General features: G+C 63.4%; 16 protein-coding genes and 1 tRNA gene. 6 read left to right on the top strand and 11 right to left on the bottom strand.

What is annotated here, in order from left to right:
• Positions 1 to 85: 85 nt before the first annotated feature.
• Positions 86 to 880: an HAD-IIB family hydrolase gene (locus J3U06_RS03705; RefSeq protein WP_416378822.1), complete on the bottom strand. Its 795-nt coding sequence runs from the start codon at positions 878 to 880 to the stop codon at positions 86 to 88.
• 110 nt (positions 881 to 990) lie between these two features.
• Here J3U06_RS03705 and J3U06_RS03700 point away from each other — a divergent pair, with 110 nt between their 5' ends.
• Complete coding sequence (locus J3U06_RS03700; RefSeq protein ID WP_024627339.1) at positions 991 to 1425, top strand: metallopeptidase family protein; 435 nt, start codon at positions 991 to 993, stop codon at positions 1423 to 1425.
• Between the two features lie 10 nt (positions 1426 to 1435).
• Here J3U06_RS03700 and J3U06_RS03695 read toward each other — a convergent pair whose 3' ends face one another.
• Genes J3U06_RS03695 through J3U06_RS03685 form a run of 3 tightly spaced genes read right to left on the bottom strand, consistent with a single transcriptional unit; the run spans position 1436 to position 6412 of the window.
• The gene (locus J3U06_RS03695; protein WP_267444352.1) at positions 1436 to 2959 is read right to left on the bottom strand and encodes a DUF5719 family protein; all 1524 of its coding nucleotides are present in this window, start codon (positions 2957 to 2959) and stop codon (positions 1436 to 1438) included.
• Entirely contained in the window at positions 2956 to 6096 is a 3141-nt protein-coding gene (locus tag J3U06_RS03690) for a glycosyltransferase (RefSeq protein ID WP_267444351.1), read from the bottom strand. The genes J3U06_RS03695 and J3U06_RS03690 overlap by 4 nt, the downstream gene beginning before the upstream one ends.
• A 58-nt stretch (positions 6097 to 6154) precedes the next feature.
• Entirely contained in the window at positions 6155 to 6412 is a 258-nt protein-coding gene (locus tag J3U06_RS03685) for a WhiB family transcriptional regulator (protein WP_029676165.1), read from the bottom strand.
• A gap of 304 nt (positions 6413 to 6716) precedes the next feature.
• Between J3U06_RS03685 and J3U06_RS03680 the strand changes: the two genes are divergently transcribed.
• The 4 genes from J3U06_RS03680 to J3U06_RS03665 all read left to right on the top strand — a co-directional run bounded on the left by J3U06_RS03680 (position 6717) and on the right by J3U06_RS03665 (position 11885).
• Positions 6717 to 8171 (top strand): LCP family protein, encoded by a 1455-nt coding sequence (locus J3U06_RS03680; protein WP_267444350.1) that lies wholly within the window; start codon positions 6717 to 6719, stop codon positions 8169 to 8171.
• Between the two features lie 125 nt (positions 8172 to 8296).
• Positions 8297 to 9481, top strand: coding sequence for an LCP family protein (locus tag J3U06_RS03675; protein ID WP_267444349.1), 1185 nt, complete (start codon positions 8297 to 8299; stop codon positions 9479 to 9481).
• Positions 9482 to 9575: 94 nt separating this feature from the next.
• Positions 9576 to 11528: an FtsK/SpoIIIE domain-containing protein gene (locus J3U06_RS03670; RefSeq protein WP_267444348.1), complete on the top strand. Its 1953-nt coding sequence runs from the start codon at positions 9576 to 9578 to the stop codon at positions 11526 to 11528.
• Between the two features lie 78 nt (positions 11529 to 11606).
• Complete coding sequence (locus tag J3U06_RS03665) at positions 11607 to 11885, top strand: WhiB family transcriptional regulator (protein ID WP_015021978.1); 279 nt, start codon at positions 11607 to 11609, stop codon at positions 11883 to 11885.
• Positions 11886 to 11966: 81 nt separating this feature from the next.
• Here J3U06_RS03665 and J3U06_RS03660 read toward each other — a convergent pair whose 3' ends face one another.
• Positions 11967 to 13454 (bottom strand): sensor histidine kinase, encoded by a 1488-nt coding sequence (locus tag J3U06_RS03660; RefSeq protein ID WP_267430438.1) that lies wholly within the window; start codon positions 13452 to 13454, stop codon positions 11967 to 11969.
• A gap of 168 nt (positions 13455 to 13622) precedes the next feature.
• On the opposite strand from J3U06_RS03660, the gene trhA reads away from it, so the two are divergent.
• Positions 13623 to 14543, top strand: a complete 921-nt coding sequence (gene trhA / locus J3U06_RS03655; protein WP_267430437.1) for a PAQR family membrane homeostasis protein TrhA — start codon at positions 13623 to 13625, stop codon at positions 14541 to 14543.
• A 123-nt stretch (positions 14544 to 14666) separates the two neighbouring features.
• On the opposite strand, the gene J3U06_RS03650 is transcribed toward trhA, so the two are convergent.
• The 6 genes from J3U06_RS03650 to J3U06_RS03625 all read right to left on the bottom strand — a co-directional run bounded on the left by J3U06_RS03650 (position 14667) and on the right by J3U06_RS03625 (position 18229).
• On the bottom strand, positions 14667 to 15146 hold the full coding sequence (locus J3U06_RS03650; protein WP_267399777.1) for a GreA/GreB family elongation factor: 480 nt from the start codon (positions 15144 to 15146) through the stop codon (positions 14667 to 14669).
• 105 nt (positions 15147 to 15251) lie between these two features.
• Entirely contained in the window at positions 15252 to 15659 is a 408-nt protein-coding gene (locus J3U06_RS03645) for an FKBP-type peptidyl-prolyl cis-trans isomerase (protein ID WP_220235969.1), read from the bottom strand.
• A 90-nt stretch (positions 15660 to 15749) separates the two neighbouring features.
• Positions 15750 to 15835, bottom strand: a tRNA-Leu gene (locus tag J3U06_RS03640).
• Between the two features lie 24 nt (positions 15836 to 15859).
• Entirely contained in the window at positions 15860 to 16861 is a 1002-nt protein-coding gene (locus J3U06_RS03635) for a Ppx/GppA phosphatase family protein (protein ID WP_267430436.1), read from the bottom strand.
• Positions 16862 to 16872: 11 nt separating this feature from the next.
• A complete protein-coding gene (locus J3U06_RS03630) occupies positions 16873 to 17463 on the bottom strand; it encodes a DUF501 domain-containing protein (RefSeq protein ID WP_258561601.1) in 591 nt (196 codons plus the stop codon).
• 181 nt (positions 17464 to 17644) lie between these two features.
• Positions 17645 to 18229, bottom strand: coding sequence for an FtsB family cell division protein (locus J3U06_RS03625; protein ID WP_220235972.1), 585 nt, complete (start codon positions 18227 to 18229; stop codon positions 17645 to 17647).
• Positions 18230 to 18305 lie beyond the last annotated feature (76 nt).

The raw sequence follows: 18305 nt of genomic DNA, 5'->3' as shown, positions 1-18305 counted from the left end.
CAAAGAGGATAGACAAGCAGATCAGGGCCATGTGCATGAACAAGTTATCCGTTCACAGGATTGTCTGCGGACAGGTTTAGCAGATTCAGGCCAGATCAGCCTCCATGGCCTGAATCAGGGCCAAGGCATCGGCAGGATCGCGCACACGCAGAGCCATGGCCCCCGCCAGGGCCGCCGGATAGTCGTTGCCATCAGGATCCATCCGGTCGCCCACGAAGGCGATATCGCCGACATCCACACCCAGTATCCTGGCCAGGGAGGTCACAGCGTAGGCCTTGTCAATACCCTTGGCCGAGATGTCCACGCTGGTGGAGCCGCCTGAACGCACCTGCAGGTTGGGCAGATCGGCGGCCACGGCCCGGGCCAGGGCATCCTTGCGGCTGTTGTCCGGATCCCAGGCCTCCTTGGCTTGGACAGGGGCCTGCTGACCCAGGGCGGAGAAGGTTATCTGGCTGCCGCGATCCTCGATGCGCGGCCCCCAGACCTGCTCCTCCCAGTCGCCCAGCTGCTTGGCTCTGCGTTCCAGGCTGGCCTCGGCGGCCTGCAGGTCCTGGGCGCTCAGGTCGTGGGCATAGACGCAATTCCAACTTCCATCCTGCCAGCGGTAGTAGCGGGTGCCGCTGGTGGGCATCAGATGCAGCTGGTCGAAACGGGTATCGTCGGGCAGAGCATCCAGCACCTGGTCGCGGAACTGGCTGAACCGCCCGCCAGAGACGATGGCCACGGGCCGAAGCCGGGTCAGGGCGGCGAAATGAACGGCCATGGTCTGGTCCATACGGGTCTTGGACAGCGCCAGAGTATTGTCCAGATCGAAGGCCAGCACTCGTGCCTGTGCGCAGATGGACCCTATGTCTTGGCTGCCCCACCAGGCCACGTTCATCGCACCGTCCTCCGCCATGATTGCTCCCATCCGCTTGTCGATCATCGCTCTATGCTACAAGACACCCTGAATCGAAACTGTCACTGAGTTGAGGGGCTATGGTGAGTGTCATGATCAACGATCAGCCGCCTTGGTCCCGCAGCGTCTACCGGGACAGTCATGGCCGGGGGATTCGTCGGCCCACCTTCGGCACCCGCCTGCCCCGCTATCGCACCAGATGCGGGATCTTCGACGACCTGACCGCGGCCCAGATTCGGCGTCTGGGAGCCGGTTGGCCCCAGCTGGTCAAGCCCGTCCAATTCGCCGTCGAGGACGTGCCGCCCTCCGACCCCACCCCCTGGGAGGACAGGGCGGACCTCTTCTCACGCAGTTTCCCGGCAGGCCGCGGCATCCCCGCCAGAATCGTCCTCTACCGGCTGCCCATCCAGAGCAAGACCCGGGACCGCACCGAGCTGGAGTTGATTATCCGCGACGAACTGGTCCTGCAGTTGGCAGACCTTTACGGGCGGGACCCGGAGGAAATCGACCCCATGTGGGGACGCTGACAGCCGACGTTCAGGGCAGGACAGTGGAGTCTGGACCGGAGCGGATCAGCGTGGTGGCAGGCATGAGCCCGTCAGGAGCCATGACGGCCAGACCGGCCAGGCCAGCCTGGTTGACCGCGTCCACGCTCAGACGGGCATTCCAGATCAATCGGGATGAATCATGCTCGGAATCCTCGTTCAGCCGTACGGCGGCCACCTGGTCGCCCAGGTCGTGGGCTGAAAGCTCATGAGCCCGACCCGGCTCAACGGTCAGCGAGCGCTCATCCAATTTCTTGCCCTTCTCGTCGAACCCAACCAGTTCGGCCTTGATCGGATCCGTCGATGGGTTGACCAGGGTCAGCGCTGCCTGGGCGGGCTGGGATATGGTCAGGGCCGAGGATGCGGCAGCAGTACCCGCAGGAATCAGAGCCAGGTCGGACTGCGACTGATCCTGGCTGCCCCGACTGGTCACCTGCAGGACTGCTCGGACAGGCTGGTCGGCATGCACCTGCAGAGCCAGCTTGCCGTCAGGCACGCCACCCAAGTCCACAGCAGTGGCCCTGGAACCCTGCAAATCCACCCGCCGCAAGGATTCCCGACCGCCTTCATCCATCCAGGACAGCTCCGCCGCGGTAGCCTTGGAACCCTGCAGAAGCAGGGTGGCCTGGTCTGCCCCGCGCAGGCCGGGAATAACCAGATCACGGCCGGGCGCCGCCAAGGCCGTTACCTGATCCGACCCGCGCGGATCCAGTCCAGCCATGACATTGACCGAAACCGACATGGCCACTGGCGCCTGGGAGCTGCGAGCCCGGACGTAGACGGCCTGCTGTCCGGGAGCCGCCGCAGACAGGTCGTATGAGGCATGGCCGCCAGGCGCCACAGTCATGGTGTTCCCGGTCTCCAGGGACAGGTTGCCAGAGGAATGCGAACCCTGGATCTCCAGACTGATCACCGTGGCCTTGGATGACGGGTTGTAGGCCACCAGCCGCTGTGTGGACCCTCGACCGGTGGCAGGCAACAGGAAGCCGGCATCCATGACGGCCCGAGGGCAGGCCAGCGCCTGGACCCCTCGCAGATCGCCCTTGGTGGCCCAGGAGACCATACCGACAGCAGCTCCCGTGCCCGGCTGGGACTTGAGCATCCGGGAATCGAAAGCCGTAGCCGAGGCACCTGGATCGATCGAGGCGGCCATGGTCTTCTGCCCATCCAAGAGGTCGGGATCAGTCATCGTGGTGCGTCGCCCGTCTCCAAGCGGAGTCAGGCTGGCACTGCCGATGGAACCAAAGGCGGCGGCTGTGACACGGGCGCTCAGATCGCCTTCCGAGGCTTTGAACTGGTCATCGCCGACCTTGTCCTCATCCGCTACCGTCATTCGAGCCGGGCAGTAGGACGCTACCTCACGTTGGCTGACCCGGGTGGCAACGACTGACGAGCCCAAGGCCCCATCAGCCAAGGAGGCCGGGGGCGTCCATACCAAGAGAGCAGCGATCAAAACCGCCACCAGAGGCGCCGTGACCAGAGCAGCCACCAGGGATCCCTTGCTTCGTACACTCATAGTTGCTCCCCTCCAAAGTAGCCCGGACGCGGCAGAGCCACCAAGCAGTATCCCAGCAAGACCAGGCCCAGGGTCCAGAGCCAGATCCTCCTCCAGGTGCTGGCCGCCGCTTGATGGGCCCCGGCCATGTTGACTCCCACATCCCTGCCGGATTGCGAGCTCAAACGGAAATAGGTTCCCTGGGCATTGGTCGCCACCTGCTGGGCACCATCGCTGGCGGTGATGTTGGATACCAGGTCATCGTTGGGTGTGGATCCCATGCCGACTGCTCCGGAACGGTCGGCGGGCACATAGATTCCCCCGAAGCCCATACCGGATACAGCCGCTACAGCCTTGGAGTCGGCGTTGGCCATCAGAGCCGCAGCTGAATGCGAGAGGACATCCTGACCGGCCATCTGCCCGCCGTTCACCCTCTGGGCACGCAGGGCAGGCGAGGCATCGATCAGATCCCCTCGTGAGGTGTGCAGACCCGTGTAGGCCACGCGGCCATGGGAGGGCGAGGTCAGCACCAGCACCCGATGGGATGGATCCTTGTTCAGGTAGTCCACCGCCACTGCCGGGAGCTGCCGGTCATCAGCAGACAGGGGTCCTCCGACTGGCGCCGCCAGACCAGCCGCCGCCACGCCTGCCGTTACCAGGGTCAGGACCAGGCCCAGCAAGAGTCTGACAATCCGTCCCCCGCCATCAACCGCAGCCGCAGAGGTTGAAGAGGACTGCGCAGGAGGCAGGGGCGGACGATCAGCATCGCCCTCTGGAACCTGATCGTGCCCAGGAGCAAGGGGCGAGAAGGGACGGACGGCCCTGCCAGCCAGAAGGCCCAGACAGGCCAGCAGCCCCATGAAGGCAAGCATCACCCCAGGCAGGACCGAACCGGCCACTGGACCGGTCTCGTCCAAGCCGATGCAGACCGCCTGGGAGATCAGCGCCAGAATCAGGCCCAGCAGAACCGTACTCCAAAGAATCCTGGCAGTTTTGAGCGCCCGAGGCACAACCAAGGCGATGAAGGCCAGCAGGGCCACCACCAGCAGACAGCAGGCCAGCGTGGCCGGACGCCAGAGCTCAGGTCGCCACCTGAGGGGCCACAGGGCCGAAAGATCCAGTCCCAGCAGGCGGGCCAGCAGTTGCCCCAGGCTCCCGGTTCTGGGTTGACCGGTCAAGCCCGTCGAGGGGATCATAAGATCTGCGAACAGCTGTCTGAAAAGTCCTTGATTGGCATGGCGCAAGGAATTGACCAGGGTGGGCGCCAGGGCCAGCGCCGAGGGCAGGGGCATCAGGAGCAGCATGACCCGATGGGAGGGCACCAGGCAGATCGCCATAATGAAGAGCGGGATCATGGCCAGCATGAGCTGAGGTTCGGCAGCCAGGACCGGCAGAAAACAGATAGAGGCCAGAGCCGCCTGCTGCACCGAAGCCTTGGGGCGCACGGGAGCCTCAGTCTGATACAGCCCCACGGCCTTGAAAACAAAGGCAAAGGCGGCAGGCATGAAGGCCATGACCGTCAGCATGGGCAGCTGCAGACCATCCACGATGCCCAGGGCGAATGCCAGACAAGCCCAGAGCAACCCCAGCAGGACTCGAATGGGATTGGACCTGGTGACCACGCCGGCCAGGGCCCAGAAAGACAGAGCGGCCAGTCCCGTCTCCGCCAGGAGCATCAGGGCCATGGCTTGGGCTACGTGACCGCCGGTCAGCAGAGCGAAGGGCAGGAGGACCAGGAGGAAGGGGGCAGGAACTGCGGGCTGCCCCACACCCCCGGCCCAGGACCAGGAGGTGGTGGCCGCCGTCAGCACCTGGGACCAGTCGGCTCCGGACGAGGGCAGGGAGGGAGCGTGGATGGCCCCTCCCGAGAAGATGGCACGACAGAGTGGCCAGTGGGTGGCCACCAGGGCCGCCAAGACCGCTATGGTCATCCCTGAAGCCCAGGCCAGGCGACGCAGGAACTGCTGGCGCAGATGAGCCAAGGCCAGGTGGCTGAGCATGGGATGTTCCTGCTGGTCGTGGAAGGCCTGCCTGCGCTGCCGCCACTGTCTGATCTGCTGACCGTTGGCCTGAAGAATGTCCAACCGGCGGGGACCACCATGGCAGGCGGAGGTCAGACGGCAACGCATCGTGAACAAGGATGCGGGGTTGGCCAGAATCCGCCAGGGTGCGCACAGCCGGCAGAGGGCCCTGTAGGGCCGTTTGCCGATAAGATCAACCGCCATGAACCACAATGCCGCCAGAACTCGCCAGAGCCAGACCAGCGGCCACCAGGGCAGGGCAAAATCAGTCAGCAGGTAGCATTCCCGGGCCAGTATGGGACCCATGGAGGCATCCAAGGGGTGGTCGGGCTGCACCGACCGCCCGTTCCGATCACGCAACCCGCTCATACGGGCACCGGCATGGGCCACCCGGGCGTTGGGTACGATTACCACCCGCCCCCCTGACAGGCAGATACGACGGCAGAGATCATCGGCCTGGCCAAAGGTGCCAGCCCAAGCGCCTGGTCCGCCCAGGTCCTTCATGGTCTGCATGAGCACCAGGGCGCCAGCCAGGCTCACCGCGAAGACATCCTGACGCGCGTCATATTGCTGCTGGTCGGGTTCGCTGTCCACCACTAGACTCACCGTTCGGTGACGGTAGGCATACCGACCCACGTCATGGAGTCCCTGGCCCTGCCAGTCATACTGTTTGGCACCCAGCAGAGAGGCAGTGGGATTGCTGTGCCAGGTGTCCACCAGCTCGTCCAGGCAATGATTATCCAGTGGACGGCAGTCGTCGTGCAGAAGCCAAAGAGCGCGAATCCGACCAGGCAGACGGGCGTAGCCAAGCGCCTTGTCCAAGGCATCGCCGAAGGAGGAGGCACCTCGCGCGCGGACCACCTGCACTTCCACACGCGCGGGCCCATCCACCGGAAACTGCGCATAGAGCGGCTCTGTGGTGGACCCCGAACAGTCCGCGATAACCAGGACCCGTGGCAAGAGGCTCTGTCGCAAGAGGGCACGCAGGGTGTCCGGCAAATAGGTCAGATCATGCTCGACCGTGATCACCGCCGCCACGGCATCCTCCACATGAGGGCTGGCGGCGGGCGAACATTCGTTCATGACTGAAGAGAGGACCTGCCGGACATCCTGGGCTTGAGGCGCGACGAAACTCATGCGTTCCAGTCTACGCAAACCAGGTCACCGGATGCCTCGCTTGGGCACCTGCGGCGATTCAGACCTGACGCTGCGCGCGCATCCTCTTCTTGTAACGGCGGCGCTCCCGTTCACTCATGCCGCCCCAGATGCCGAAGCGCTCGTCATGCTCGACCGCCCAGTCCAGGCACTGCTTGCGGACGGTGCAGTCGGCGCAGACCCGTTTGGCCTCCTGGGTGGAGCCCCCCTTGCCCGGGAAGAATGCTTCCGGGTCGGTCTGCGCACAGAGCGCCTCGCTTCGCCAGGATGGTCCGACGTTGACTTCGAACCACTGCATCAGCGGCGTCAGCCTGTTTTTAGTTGTACTGCTATAGCGAGTGTCAACAAATCCACTCATAGCGACCCCCCAGTCCCTAGTGTGTTTACACACTTTTATTACAGCTGCTGCAGGGGTCTTCTGTCAACCCCTAAATATCTGCGAGCGCAACTGAGCAACACATACAGGGAGCCATATCGCCCGAAGAGGAGCTGCGGATGGGGGTCAGACTATACTATCACTGGTTCAAGCACGCGTCACCGCCATCCCGGTTCTTCCCGCCGGAATGAGCCCTACAGCGACAGCCGATGAGGAAGGCATACCATTGACATCCCCAACCAGAAAGATGGGTCTGCCCAACATCAAGGCGGGCAGGAACGGCAAGCCCCAGCACAGCGACGGGTTTCGCAGCAGCCACCGTCTGCGCACGGGCATCTGCCTGGCCCTTACCTTCGTTCTTTGCTTCCTGGCCTCGACGGTGGCGGCCTTCTGGACCGACATCAACGGTCACATGCACGTGCTCGAGCCCGTCAGCCTGACTCAAGCCCACAAGGCCCCGGAAGACATTTACAAGGGGAGGACTTTGAACGTCCTGGTGCTGGGACAGGACACCCGGGACGGTAAGGGCAACTCCGAGGTGGGCGGCAGCGGCGACGGCCTGGAGGAGAACCACCAGTCGGACACGGCCATGGTGGTCCAGATCGCCGCCGACCGCTCCTATGTGAATGTGGTCTCCATTCCCAGGGACTCCATCGTAAACGCCCCGGCCTGCACCACCAGCAAGGGGGATACCATCCCGGCCCGCCGCCAGGTCATGTTCAACTCCATCTTCGCCGAGGGCTACAGCCAGGGCGGCGATGCCAATTCGGCCGCCAGCTGCTCCCTGGCAGCGGTCCGTTCCCTGACCGGCTTGGACATTCAGCAGTTTGTGGTGGCTGACTTCAACGGTCTCAAGTCCATCATCGACGCCCTGGGTGGGGTAGATGTGTGCATCCCCAAGGACACCTGGGACGGCTATACCGGCATCAACCTGAAGCGTGGTCTGCAGCATCTGGACGGCACCCAGGCCACCGAGTACGCTCGCATGCGCCACGGAACCGCCGCCGACGGGTCGGACATCATGCGCACCACCCGCCAGCAGTATCTGATCAAGAGCCTGGTCAACGAGGCCAAGACCGTCAACATCTATTCCGACCTGCCCAAGGCCTACCGTCTGGCCACCACCTCCATGTCCACCCTGCAGCTGAGCGAGGGGTTGGGCAACTTCCAGACCCTGCTGGGCCTGGGCAACTCGCTCAAGCACATAGACACCACACATATCTACGCCCGGACCATACCTGTCGAGGAATGGTCCCAGGACAACAACCGGGTGGTGTGGACGGACGAGGCCGAAACCATCTGGCATCTGCTGCGAGAGGGCAAGCCCTTGACCCAGGCCAATGAGGACGCAGAGTCAGCTTCCTCGTCAGGCAACCAGGCCAGCAATGGTCAGGATGCCCAGAGCGCCCAAAACTCACAGAGTGCCGCTCAGACGGCTGGCAACGGCTCTGACACAGGGGGCGGCACCCAATCCCCATCTGCATCCGCCGCTGCTCTTCCCAAGCCCGATCCCCGTACCGGACTGATCACCATGCCCGACAAGACCCTGATCGATCCCAACACGGGCGGGACCGTCGATCCGGACGACGGAACCATCAGGGATGCGAACACCGGACAGTACATCGGCATGGCGGACCGCTACCTGTTTGCTACGGTCTGTGCGGTTCCGGCGCAGAGATAGCCGATTAAGCTTCCTGGGGTCGTTCAGGCATGCTATTGCTTACCTAGTCGGTCAAAGCTACGGAGGTTAAGGGTATGCGGACTGGATCAGACCAAGACGGACAAGGACAGGAGCCTCCTAGCTTCATGCCCTCCGGGCATCACCGTCCGGCGGCCGACCCCAGATCTCCAGGCACCGAGGCCAGACACAGCCGTAGCCAGACGCCTCCCAGCTTCTCCCCATCTTCCGGGACGGGGCATCAGAAAGCCAGACGCACCAGTGGCTCCTCGAAAACCACACCCAGGCCGGCGGCTGCAGCTGCACCTGTTAAAAACGACTGGCGCAACAACAATCGGAACATGCGGAACGGCACTGCCCTCGTCCGTAAACACCCAGTGCGCAAGTTCGTAATCATTCTGCTGCTGGTCCTGCTGCTGGCACTAGTTGTACTGGCAGGTGGAGGATGGTTCTGGGTCAACGGCAAGCTCACCCGCGACAAAATGCTGACCGATACCCCTGGCTCAGAGGCCACTACCTGGCTCCTGCTGGGATCGGACCAGCGCGACGGTTCTCCGGGGGCCGGACAGGATGCCAGCATCACCGGCTTCCGCACCGACACCATCCTGGTGCTGACCAAGCCCCGCCACGGAGCCGCCTCCCTGATTTCAATCCCCCGCGACTCCCTGGTCAAGCAGGACGGGGATTACATGAAGATCAACGCCGTGGCCTACACATCGGGCTACCGGGCCCTAACCGGCCAGATCGAGGACATCACCGGTCATAAGGTCGATCATGTGGCCCTTATCCGTTTCGGGGGCCTCAGCAAGGTGGTCGACGCCCTGGGCGGCGTCAGGCTTTGCTATGACGCAGACGTCAACGACCCCAACTCCGGCATGGTCTGGTCTCGCGGCTGCCATCAGGCCGACGGCGGCATGGCCCTGGCCTTCACCCGCATGCGCTACTCGGATCCCAAGGGAGACTTTGGGCGTGCCGAACGCCAGCGTCAGGCCATCTCGGCCATCAGCGCCAAGGCCCTACAACCTTCGGTCATGCTCAACCCGTCGAGGGCCGGCAAGGTTCTTTCCGCAGGTCTGGATGCCCTGGTGGTGGATGAGCGGGCCAACCCCATAGACCTTGTGCACATGGTCCTGGCCTTCCGCAGTGCCAGCAGCAGCAAGGGGGTCACCGGAAGCGTCTACTGGACAGATCCCGACTACTATCCGGGCGGGGGCATCGGTTCCACCGTTCTGCTGGACCAAGCCCGCAACACCGACCTGTTCAACCAACTGGCCCAGGGCAGTCATGCCGCTGGAACGGTCGGCGGCATGTAGCGCCCGCTTTGCACACACCACCAATCCCGTCCACATTCGACCACATGCCAGGCCTGCTCTAGCGCTCCAGCCTCGGGCAGCTCATGCTGAGGGCATGACCAAGGCCAATTCATCAGCAGCCATATCGACAGATCCGAGCGGTGCTGCAGGTGGCGATTGGCGCTCTGCCGGCTCCAAAGAGAAGAAGGCCAAAGGGGGAAGCGCCCAGGTCATTCTGACCCTGGTTGCACAGACGGCTCCGGCCCTGGCCCAGGCAGGCATGATCTGGTACGTAGTAGGCCAGGGCCGCTGGATGTTGCTCCTCCTCTTGCTGCCCAGCTTGACGGGCACCCTGGCCATGGTGCTTCTGAGCCTGCTGCGAATGCATCGCCGATCATCGTCCACTCCACCGGCAGGCGCACAATTGAAGTACGGCACAGTATCGGATCGTGCATCCCTCTCGACGACTACAGAGAACGAGACCTTGCAGGACCTGGCTCAACTGGCCTCTAACCCAGGCCCTCAGCTAGAGTCCCGGCTCTTGGGGTCAAGGCGTTCAGGATCACAAGGTCTGCCCTGGCAGGGCATCGTCCACGCATGGCTTGCCGCATCAGGAAGGTCGGCACCGGCGGTCATCGGTATCCGCCCTGATCGTGGTCCGCTGGTCATCGATCTGCCCCGCGACGGACCCCACGCCCTGGTGGCAGGCACCACAGGTTCGGGCAAATCAGTCTTTCTGCAGACCTGGTGTCTGGCCCTGGCCGCCAGTCAGCCGCCAGACCGGCTCAATCTGGTCCTGCTGGATTTCAAGGGTGGTGCCGGCTTTGGCCTGCTGGCCCGACTGCCGCACACCGTGGGCTGCGTGACCAATCTGGATCTGGACCGGGCCGTACGCGCGCTGAACGGCCTTCAACGGGAATTGGAGCGCCGCCAGCGCCTGGTCGCCAGAGCGGGGGTTGAGGACACTGCCCGTATGGCCGATCCACCGGCACGGCTGGTGGTGATCATTGACGAGTTCCAGGCCCTGCGCCAACTTCTGCCTGACTATCTGGACAGACTGACCTCTCTGGCCTCTCAGGGCAGATCCCTGGGTATGAACCTGGTGGCCTGCACCCAGCAGACCATGGGGCAGGTCAGCGCCCAGATGCGTGCCAACATGAACCTGGGCATCTGTCTGCGGGTGCGGGATCCCCTGCAGTCCAGAGAGCTGCTGGGATCCTCCTGTGCTACGGCGATCGACCCTGCCTGCCCAGGTCTGGGCTTCCTGGAGCAGGGCCGGGGTCCCCAGGCCTTCCGCACCTGCCCATCAGCTGATCCGCAGGCCCTGGTGGGCGAGATCGTCAAGGCCAGTCGCTTTTGCGGCAGCCGACCGCCGGCACCGCTTTTCTCCCCTCCCCTGCCAGAGCATGATCCGGCCTGCGGGCAGGTCCTCTGGCAATCGGGACGGCCTCAGATACCTCTGGGACACATGGACGACGGGGTTCTGCTCCATCTCTATCGCCTGCCACTCAACGGTCATACAGCCCTGATCGGACCTCGAGGACGGGGCAAGAGCACCCTGCTGGCGCTGCTGGCGCGTTCCCTGCTCACCCTGATGAAGCCAGGAGCCCGACCTGAGCCCAGCTTCGACCTGCGCATCACGCGTCGAACAGGTCATGGTTACAGCAGCCGGGACTTTCCCGGCCCGGTGCCGTCACCGCCTCAAGGCCGTCAGGATGGCAGCCGTGCATTGGTCTGGATTCTTGACGATGCCCAGGATCTGCTGGATCCGCTTTGTCGGGATCCCCTGGCCCCTCTTCTGCAGGAGGCTCTGGGACAGGAGGGAACCACCGTGATCCTGGCCGTGGATACGGCCAGCGCCCTGCACAGACCAGAGCGTTTCAGCCGTCGTCTGGCGTTCCCCTGCGGCGAACGGGGGGCCGATCTGGCAGCTGGCATCCCCGCCGATCAGCTGGCCACCCTCCCCACCCGGGCCAGCGCCATTCCCGGACGGTGTCTGGTTCTGGAAGCGGGTCTCGCCATTCCGCTACAGGTGTTCTCTTTAGCCGTAAAACAAATGAACCCTTGAAAAAAGTCACTCATCGTGCTTATCTTGCATAGGGTAGTGATAAAAGCATCGATAAAAACTTCTTGGAGGCTTAGGTAGATGAGTAATGCGTTTGATTGGCGCGCCAAGGCTGCTTGCCGTGACAAGGACCCTGAGCTGTTCTTCCCCGTCGGCAACACCGGTGCAGCCTATCAGCAGATCGAGGAGGCCAAGGCTGTCTGCAGGACCTGCAAGGTCATTGACGCCTGTCTGAAGTGCGCGTTGGACACCAACCAGGATTACGGTGTCTGGGGCGGACTGAGCGAGGACGAACGCAGGGCTCTGAAGCGCAGGGCCATGCGTGCGCGCAGGTCCCAGGCCATGCAGATGCAGTCCTGACATCTTTCCGATTGCGCAAAACAGGAGAGGGGCGATGGCTTGATGCCGTCTCCCCTCTCTTTTTCTCAAAAGTGCCTGGCATCACACGTCCTGGGCCACGCGCAGCTTGATGTTGATGACCACCCGGGTGCCGCCATCCCGGCGGGGCTCCCACTTGACCGTGCCGCCGAAGTCGTTGGTGACGAAGGTGTTGATGATCTGCGTGCCCAGCCCGGATCCGGTGGAACGAGCCTGGCCCTGATCCGACTCGGTGCTGTAGCCGTTGCCGTCATCCTCGACTACCACATTGAGATTGTTGCCGCCCCGGCCCACCGATATGGTGATATGCCCCTCGTCACGGCCCTCGAAGCCGTGCTCGACCGCGTTGTTGACCAGTTCGGTCAGCACCAAGGACAGGGGTGTGGCATCCTGGGCGGGCATCATCCCGAACTTGCCCACGTAGGAGATGGTGATGTGCTGGTCGCTGGTGGTGGCCAGGTCCACGCTCATCTTGAGCAGGTTGGCGATCACCTTGTCGAAGTCCACAATCTCGTCGGCGGTCTGACTGAGGCCCTCATGAACCACAGCGATGGTCTGGACCCGTCGCTGGGCCTCCTCCAGCTCCTTGCGGACCTCGTCGGACTTGGTGCGCCTGGCCTGCAGCCGCAGCAGGGCCGACACGGCCTGGAGGTTGTTCTTGACCCGGTGGTGGATCTCGGAGATGGTGGCATCCTTGGTCTGCAGCTCCTTCTCCCGGCGGCGCAGTTCGGTCACATCCCGACAGAGCACGATGGCGCCAATCCTGCCCTGCTTGCCATAGAGGGGCAGGGAGCGCATGGAGACGGCCGACCCGTTGGCGTCCAGCTCAGAGTCCACGGCCGCCTTGCCCGTCAGAACCAACGGCAGGGAGTCGGGCACGGGATCGTTCTCCTTGAGCAGGGAGGTGCCGATCTCGCTCAGGTACTGGCCGATCATGGTCTCGACCGAGCCCAGCCTGCGGAAGCAGCTGATGGCGTTGGGCGAGGCGTAACGCACCACGCCGCTTGACGTCAGCACAAAGAAACCGTCGGCCACCCTGGCGTTGTGCCGCTGGTTGAGCACCGAATCCGCGTAGGGGAACTCGCCTCGGGTGATCATCTCGAAGAGCTCCTTGCCCGCGTTGATGCTCTCACTCTCGTACCGGCCGTTGGACTCGCGGGTGGCCATGTTGGTTTCGCGAACCACCAGACCCAGGGTCCTGCCCTGGTGACGGATAGGAGCATAGACGTCGCAGACCGTGGCACGGCCGATGGTGCGCAGCTTGTTGGATCGCAACACCCCCTTGGACTGCATGGCCACCTCCAGCTCTTCGCGGCGATCAGCCGGGAAGTGCTCCCCCACCACGTCTTCGGTGCGCAGTGACATGACCGTGGAGGGCCGGCACTGCTCGGCCACGGTGAACTCCCCCTCGCCGGTGCGCAGCAAGAGCAGCAGGTCGGCAAAGCTCAGATCGGCGATGACCTGCCAGTCGGCCACCAGGTGGTGGAGCCACTCGCGGTCCTCCTCATTGCAGTCGTCGCATGATGCCAGAATCTCGGAAAAATCAGCCATGCACTCCATCATACAAAGGGCCCTCGGAAGCAGACAGGCGGGTCATGCCAAGGGCGATGGTGACATGCGCGTCCAATGCATAGGTCTGGGGTAGGGTGGTTCACGGATGTTTCGCCCCGACAACCGGACACGACAGACCCGGACCAGTCAAGGGGCCAAGGGAGGGCCATGGCAACCAGGACCAACGAGGACGACAGACCGCCCGAGGATCAGGGGGTCGATGCCGAACTCGAACGCCGCCGCCAGCAGCGCCGCCAGGAGCTGACCTACCTGCGCCGGGATGCGGAAGTGGCTCACGAGGCCCATCTGCAGGCCAGGGCAGACGCAGTGCGCGCCAAGGCCAAGGCCAAGGCTGCGAGGATCATGGCAAAAGCCGAGATCAAGGCCTCACGGATCGAGGGAATCCCCGACATGGAGATCGAGCGCAAGGTCCGTCTGGATGTGCACGGTCGCCCCAAGCCCCTGCTGCGCGGCTGGATCCACGCTGTGGCCGCCCCCCTGGCCCTGGCTGCCGGCATCGTACTGATCTGCCTGGCCCACGGCACTGGCCTCAAGCTGGCATGTGCAGTCTTCATGGTCGCCTCGCTGGCCCTCTTCGGCAACTCGGCTCTCTACCATCTGGGTGACTGGACCCCGGGGACCACGGACGTGCTGCGCCGCCTGGACCACGTCAACATCTTCCTGCTCATCGCCGGCACCTACACGCCTATTTCCTTCGCACTGGAACCTTTCTGGCGGCGGGTCATCATCCTGGGCATGTGGGGGGCCAGCCTGGTGGCCATAATTGTCCACGTCTTCTGGATCGATGCTCCCCGCTGGCTCTACACCCTGGTCTACGTGGTTTTCGGAGTCTCGGGGGTGGGCTTCCTGAAGCTCTTCTGGGACTCCCCCATGGCCGGTCCGCCTGTCGTTTGGCTGATTGTGGCGGGTGGCTTGGCCTACATTCTGGGTGCGATTGTCTACGGCCTGCGCCGGCCGGACCCTTGGCCCCGGGTATTCGGCTTCCATGAGATCTTCCACTGCGGCACGGTCATCGGCTACGCCTGCCACATCGTGGCCATCTACCTGGTGGTCTGCAACCTGCGCTGAGCAAGCTCGCCAGTCCGACTGCCTTACGAATCAAGCAGCTGCTTATAGATGAAGCCGCCCCCGTCGATCGTGGCGGGGAGCGGCTTCATTCAAGCCGGGCTGGGACGGTGAGGGGTCGTCCCGCTACTTGAGGGGCTGGGCATCCTTGACGGTGACCGAAATGTCCTTGCCATTGGGAGCCTTGTAGGTCACAGTCTGCCCCTTCTTGGCGCCCATCAGGGCCGCGCCGATGGGCGACTCGGGGCTGATGACGTCATATTCGGTGGCCACGGTCAGATCCCTGGAGCCCAGCACATAGACCATTTCGTTGCCGGCCATGGTCAGGGTCACCAGGGAGCCGTTGCCCACCGTGCCCGCCTTGGGGGCCTTGAGGATCTTGGCGTTGCGAAGCTTGACGATCAGCTCGTTGATCCGCCCCTCATTCTTGCCCTGCTCCTCGCGGGCAGCCTGATAGCCGCCGTTCTCGCTCAGATCGCCCTCGGCCCGAGCCGCCGCAATGCGTTCGGTGATCTCGTCGCGGTACTCGCCCTGACGATGGTCAAGCTCCTCCTTCAACTTGTCGTAAGCGGCCTGTGTCAGCAGAATCGTCTTTTCCTCAGCCATGTGATTCCTCCTTATTTGATGCACTTGTCTCGTGGCCCGACCTGGACTGCAAAGTCAAGAGTATGAAAAAGGCGCCGGCCCTCACCGGCGCCTGGAGACCCTTGTCTACCGTGTCGATATAATGTCGATCACGAAGACTAGAGTATCGTTGCCGCCGATGCCCGCCTGGGGCATCCCCTGACGACCATATCCGTACTCCGGCGGAATGGAGACCACCAACCTGGACCCCACGTTATGACCGGGCACCGTCTGGTCCCAGCCACGAATGACCTGCCCGACGCCGATGCCGAAGCTGGCCGGCTGATGACGCTGAAAGCTCGAGTCGAAGACCTGGTCCGAACCCCAAACGACGCCGTGATAGTTGACGGTGACAGTATCGCCCTTGTGGACGACAGGCCCATCCCCCTCGACCAGTTCCACGGCGCGTAGCCCGCTGGGCGCAGGACCATGGAAGGTTATGGTCGGCGTGGCGCCGAATTCGGCGTTCACCTCGGGCATGGATCGGTCACTCATGACAACTCCTTTGGTTTTCTTGCGTACCAGAGTATCGGTTCGTCGGCCGGGTGACAAGTTGCAACACTGCCGTCCAAGCCGACGAGGCCTTGGTGCCCCGGGTGGGAATCGAACCCACAAGCCGGTGAAGGCGGCGGATTTTAAGTCCGATGCGTATACCATTTCGCCACCGGGGCCGTAACCCATAGCGCCTTATTATATCATTCGCGCAGGAGGGTCCGACCGTAGTCCAGGACCAGGCCATCCAAGAGGCCGTGCTCGCTGGCCACATAGGTTCCAGAAGCCAGTGCACTCGGGCTGACCTCGCCTAGTCGCTCCAGCAGACGGCTCCAGATCAGGGCGCCGCCGCCGATCACATCCACACGCCCGGGATGGATGGCTTTGAGCTCCCGACGCTCCTGACGGCTCATGTTCAGCACCTGGTTGTCAACCCTGCGGGCCGCATCGACCGAAATGGACTGGCCATCGACGGCATGGCGATCGTATACCGGGCATCCCAGGGCCAGGGCGCTCATGGTGGTGACCGTGCCGGAGACCCCGATCACACTGCCTACCCTGGCCACAGGGACCTGGCCGAAGGCCCGGTCGATCCAGCAGTCGACATCCTCAAGCGCCTGGTTGATCTGCTCCTGGGTGGGCGGATCGTCCAGCAGATGGCGCTCGGTCATCCGAACGGATCCGATGTTCATGGAGTAGGAGGCTCTGACTTGGTCAACAGGCAGATATCTCCCGTCCCCGCCCAGGACCAGCTCGGTGGAGCCACCACCCAGATCGACCACCAAGTAGGGTGCAGGAGGCATGTCGGCGCTGACCCGCTGCTCCAGAACGCTGACCGCGCCCAGAAAACTTAGCGAGGCCTCCTGGGAGCCGCTGATAACCTCGGGCATAACTCCTAATATGGAACGCACCCCTTCCTCGAAACTTTCGCGGTTATCGACATCCCTGGTGGCTGACGTGGCCACAAAGCGCAGGCCATCCACCGGGTGCTCCTGCAGCTGCTGGGCGAAGATCCGACATGCCTCAAAGGTGCGCTCCAGGGCCTGGTCAGCGAAACGGCGGTTACGGTCCACGCCCTCCCCCAACCGGATGACCCGCATCAGCCTGGGAGCCACCGGATGGAGTCCCTGGCAGTCCACCTGGGCTATCAGCAGACGTATAGAGTTGGTGCCGCAGTCCACGCCCGCCACTGTCACCTGATCCATGGAAGCCCCTTTCATTGGTTTCCCTGCCAGTTCTCTTGCCCGGATGTCTCAGTCCAAGGCTGGGCACACCGGCAGACCTGCGGGTCGAATGCCTGACGCACCAGCCCCAGGACCCGGTCGCCCAGGGGATTGACCCCCGAACCCATAACCAGAGACTGGGCGGTCAGAGCATGCAGACACTTGACCCGCTTGGGCATGCCACCGGCCGAGACTCCGGCGATGTGCCCCTCGTCGTCGCCCAACAGCTTGGCCAATGCAGAGCGGAAGACCAGATAGAGCTCGTGGGCCCTATGGTAGGCGCTGGCCAGATCCGGATCCGAACCCAGCTCGGCATTCCAGTCGGCCATGACGCCGTCAGCCTCCAGCCGGGAGACGGCCTTGACGGCCTCGGGGCTGGTCAGATAGCAGGTGGTCGGAAAGGGTGTGCCATCTTCCAGCTGGGGCCGAGTGACCACAGCCAGCGGATTCCCACAGACGCAACGGGCACCCACAGCCACCATGCCCCGCGGGTAGCGGCCGAGCTGGCTGTTCACGACGGCTATCTGATCCGGTGTGGCCGGGGTCGCCAAAAGCTCCTGGACGCGATTGCTGACCGCCACCAGGTCCCGGTCAGTAACCAGGTTGGAGAGTCTAGGCTCGGTCCAGAGCTTGACTGCGGCTCGAGATTCCACTGCTGCCTGGGGCCTTTCCTGGGCCTTGATCACGCTGTCCTCATCTTTCCTGATTGTTCCCTGCTGCTGAGTTCATTAACAGTTGGCACGACGAAATCCCAACCTTCGGAGTTCACTGCCCTCCCCCGTCCTCGGATGAGGAGGAGCCCTCAGAGCCACCTGGACTGCTTGAACCAGACGGACTAGCAGATTCGTTCGGACTGGTTCCGTCGCCATGTTGCTGGCCTGTGCTCCCCTTGCTCCCATTGGCAGCCGAGTTCTGATCGGCCTTGGCAAAGGAGTACGCCATCTCCTGATACCAGGGCAGAGAATTCTTCCTCGGGGCCCGAACTCCCCTGCTTCCGGCCTGGTCCTTGTCCTTGCCTCCAGTGACTGCCTCCGGGTGCAGGACCCGGATAGCCTCCTCGTCGGGGAAGACGAATCCCAGACGGTCACGGGCCTGGGCAGTCACATAGGCCTTGTCGTCCCAGCGCCGGATTTGGTTCTCCAGGTCGCGCTTGTGCTCGACAAGCTGGGCCTGCTGGTTGCGCAGGCCGTTGAGCTCGGAAAGATTGATGGCATAGGCATGGAAGGTGGAGACCAGCTGGATCAGTCCCAGGGCCACGATGATGATCGCCACAAAGAAGGTGATGGGTCCCGACGACCGCCTGCTCGTCCGCCGGTCGCCGCCGCCACGTTTGTTCTTGGCCATACCCATAAAAATACCCGCGGCAGCCGACGCGGACCGCCACGGGTGAAAGACTCTACAGTCGCGTCAAAACCTGCAAGAGGTC

Origin of the sequence: Bifidobacterium sp. B4142, from assembly GCF_026537325.1 — a bacterium.
Taxonomy (GTDB): domain Bacteria; phylum Actinomycetota; class Actinomycetes; order Actinomycetales; family Bifidobacteriaceae; genus Bombiscardovia.
The sequence above is the reverse complement of the archived record's forward strand: the minus strand, read 5'-3'. Positions and strand labels throughout refer to the sequence as shown.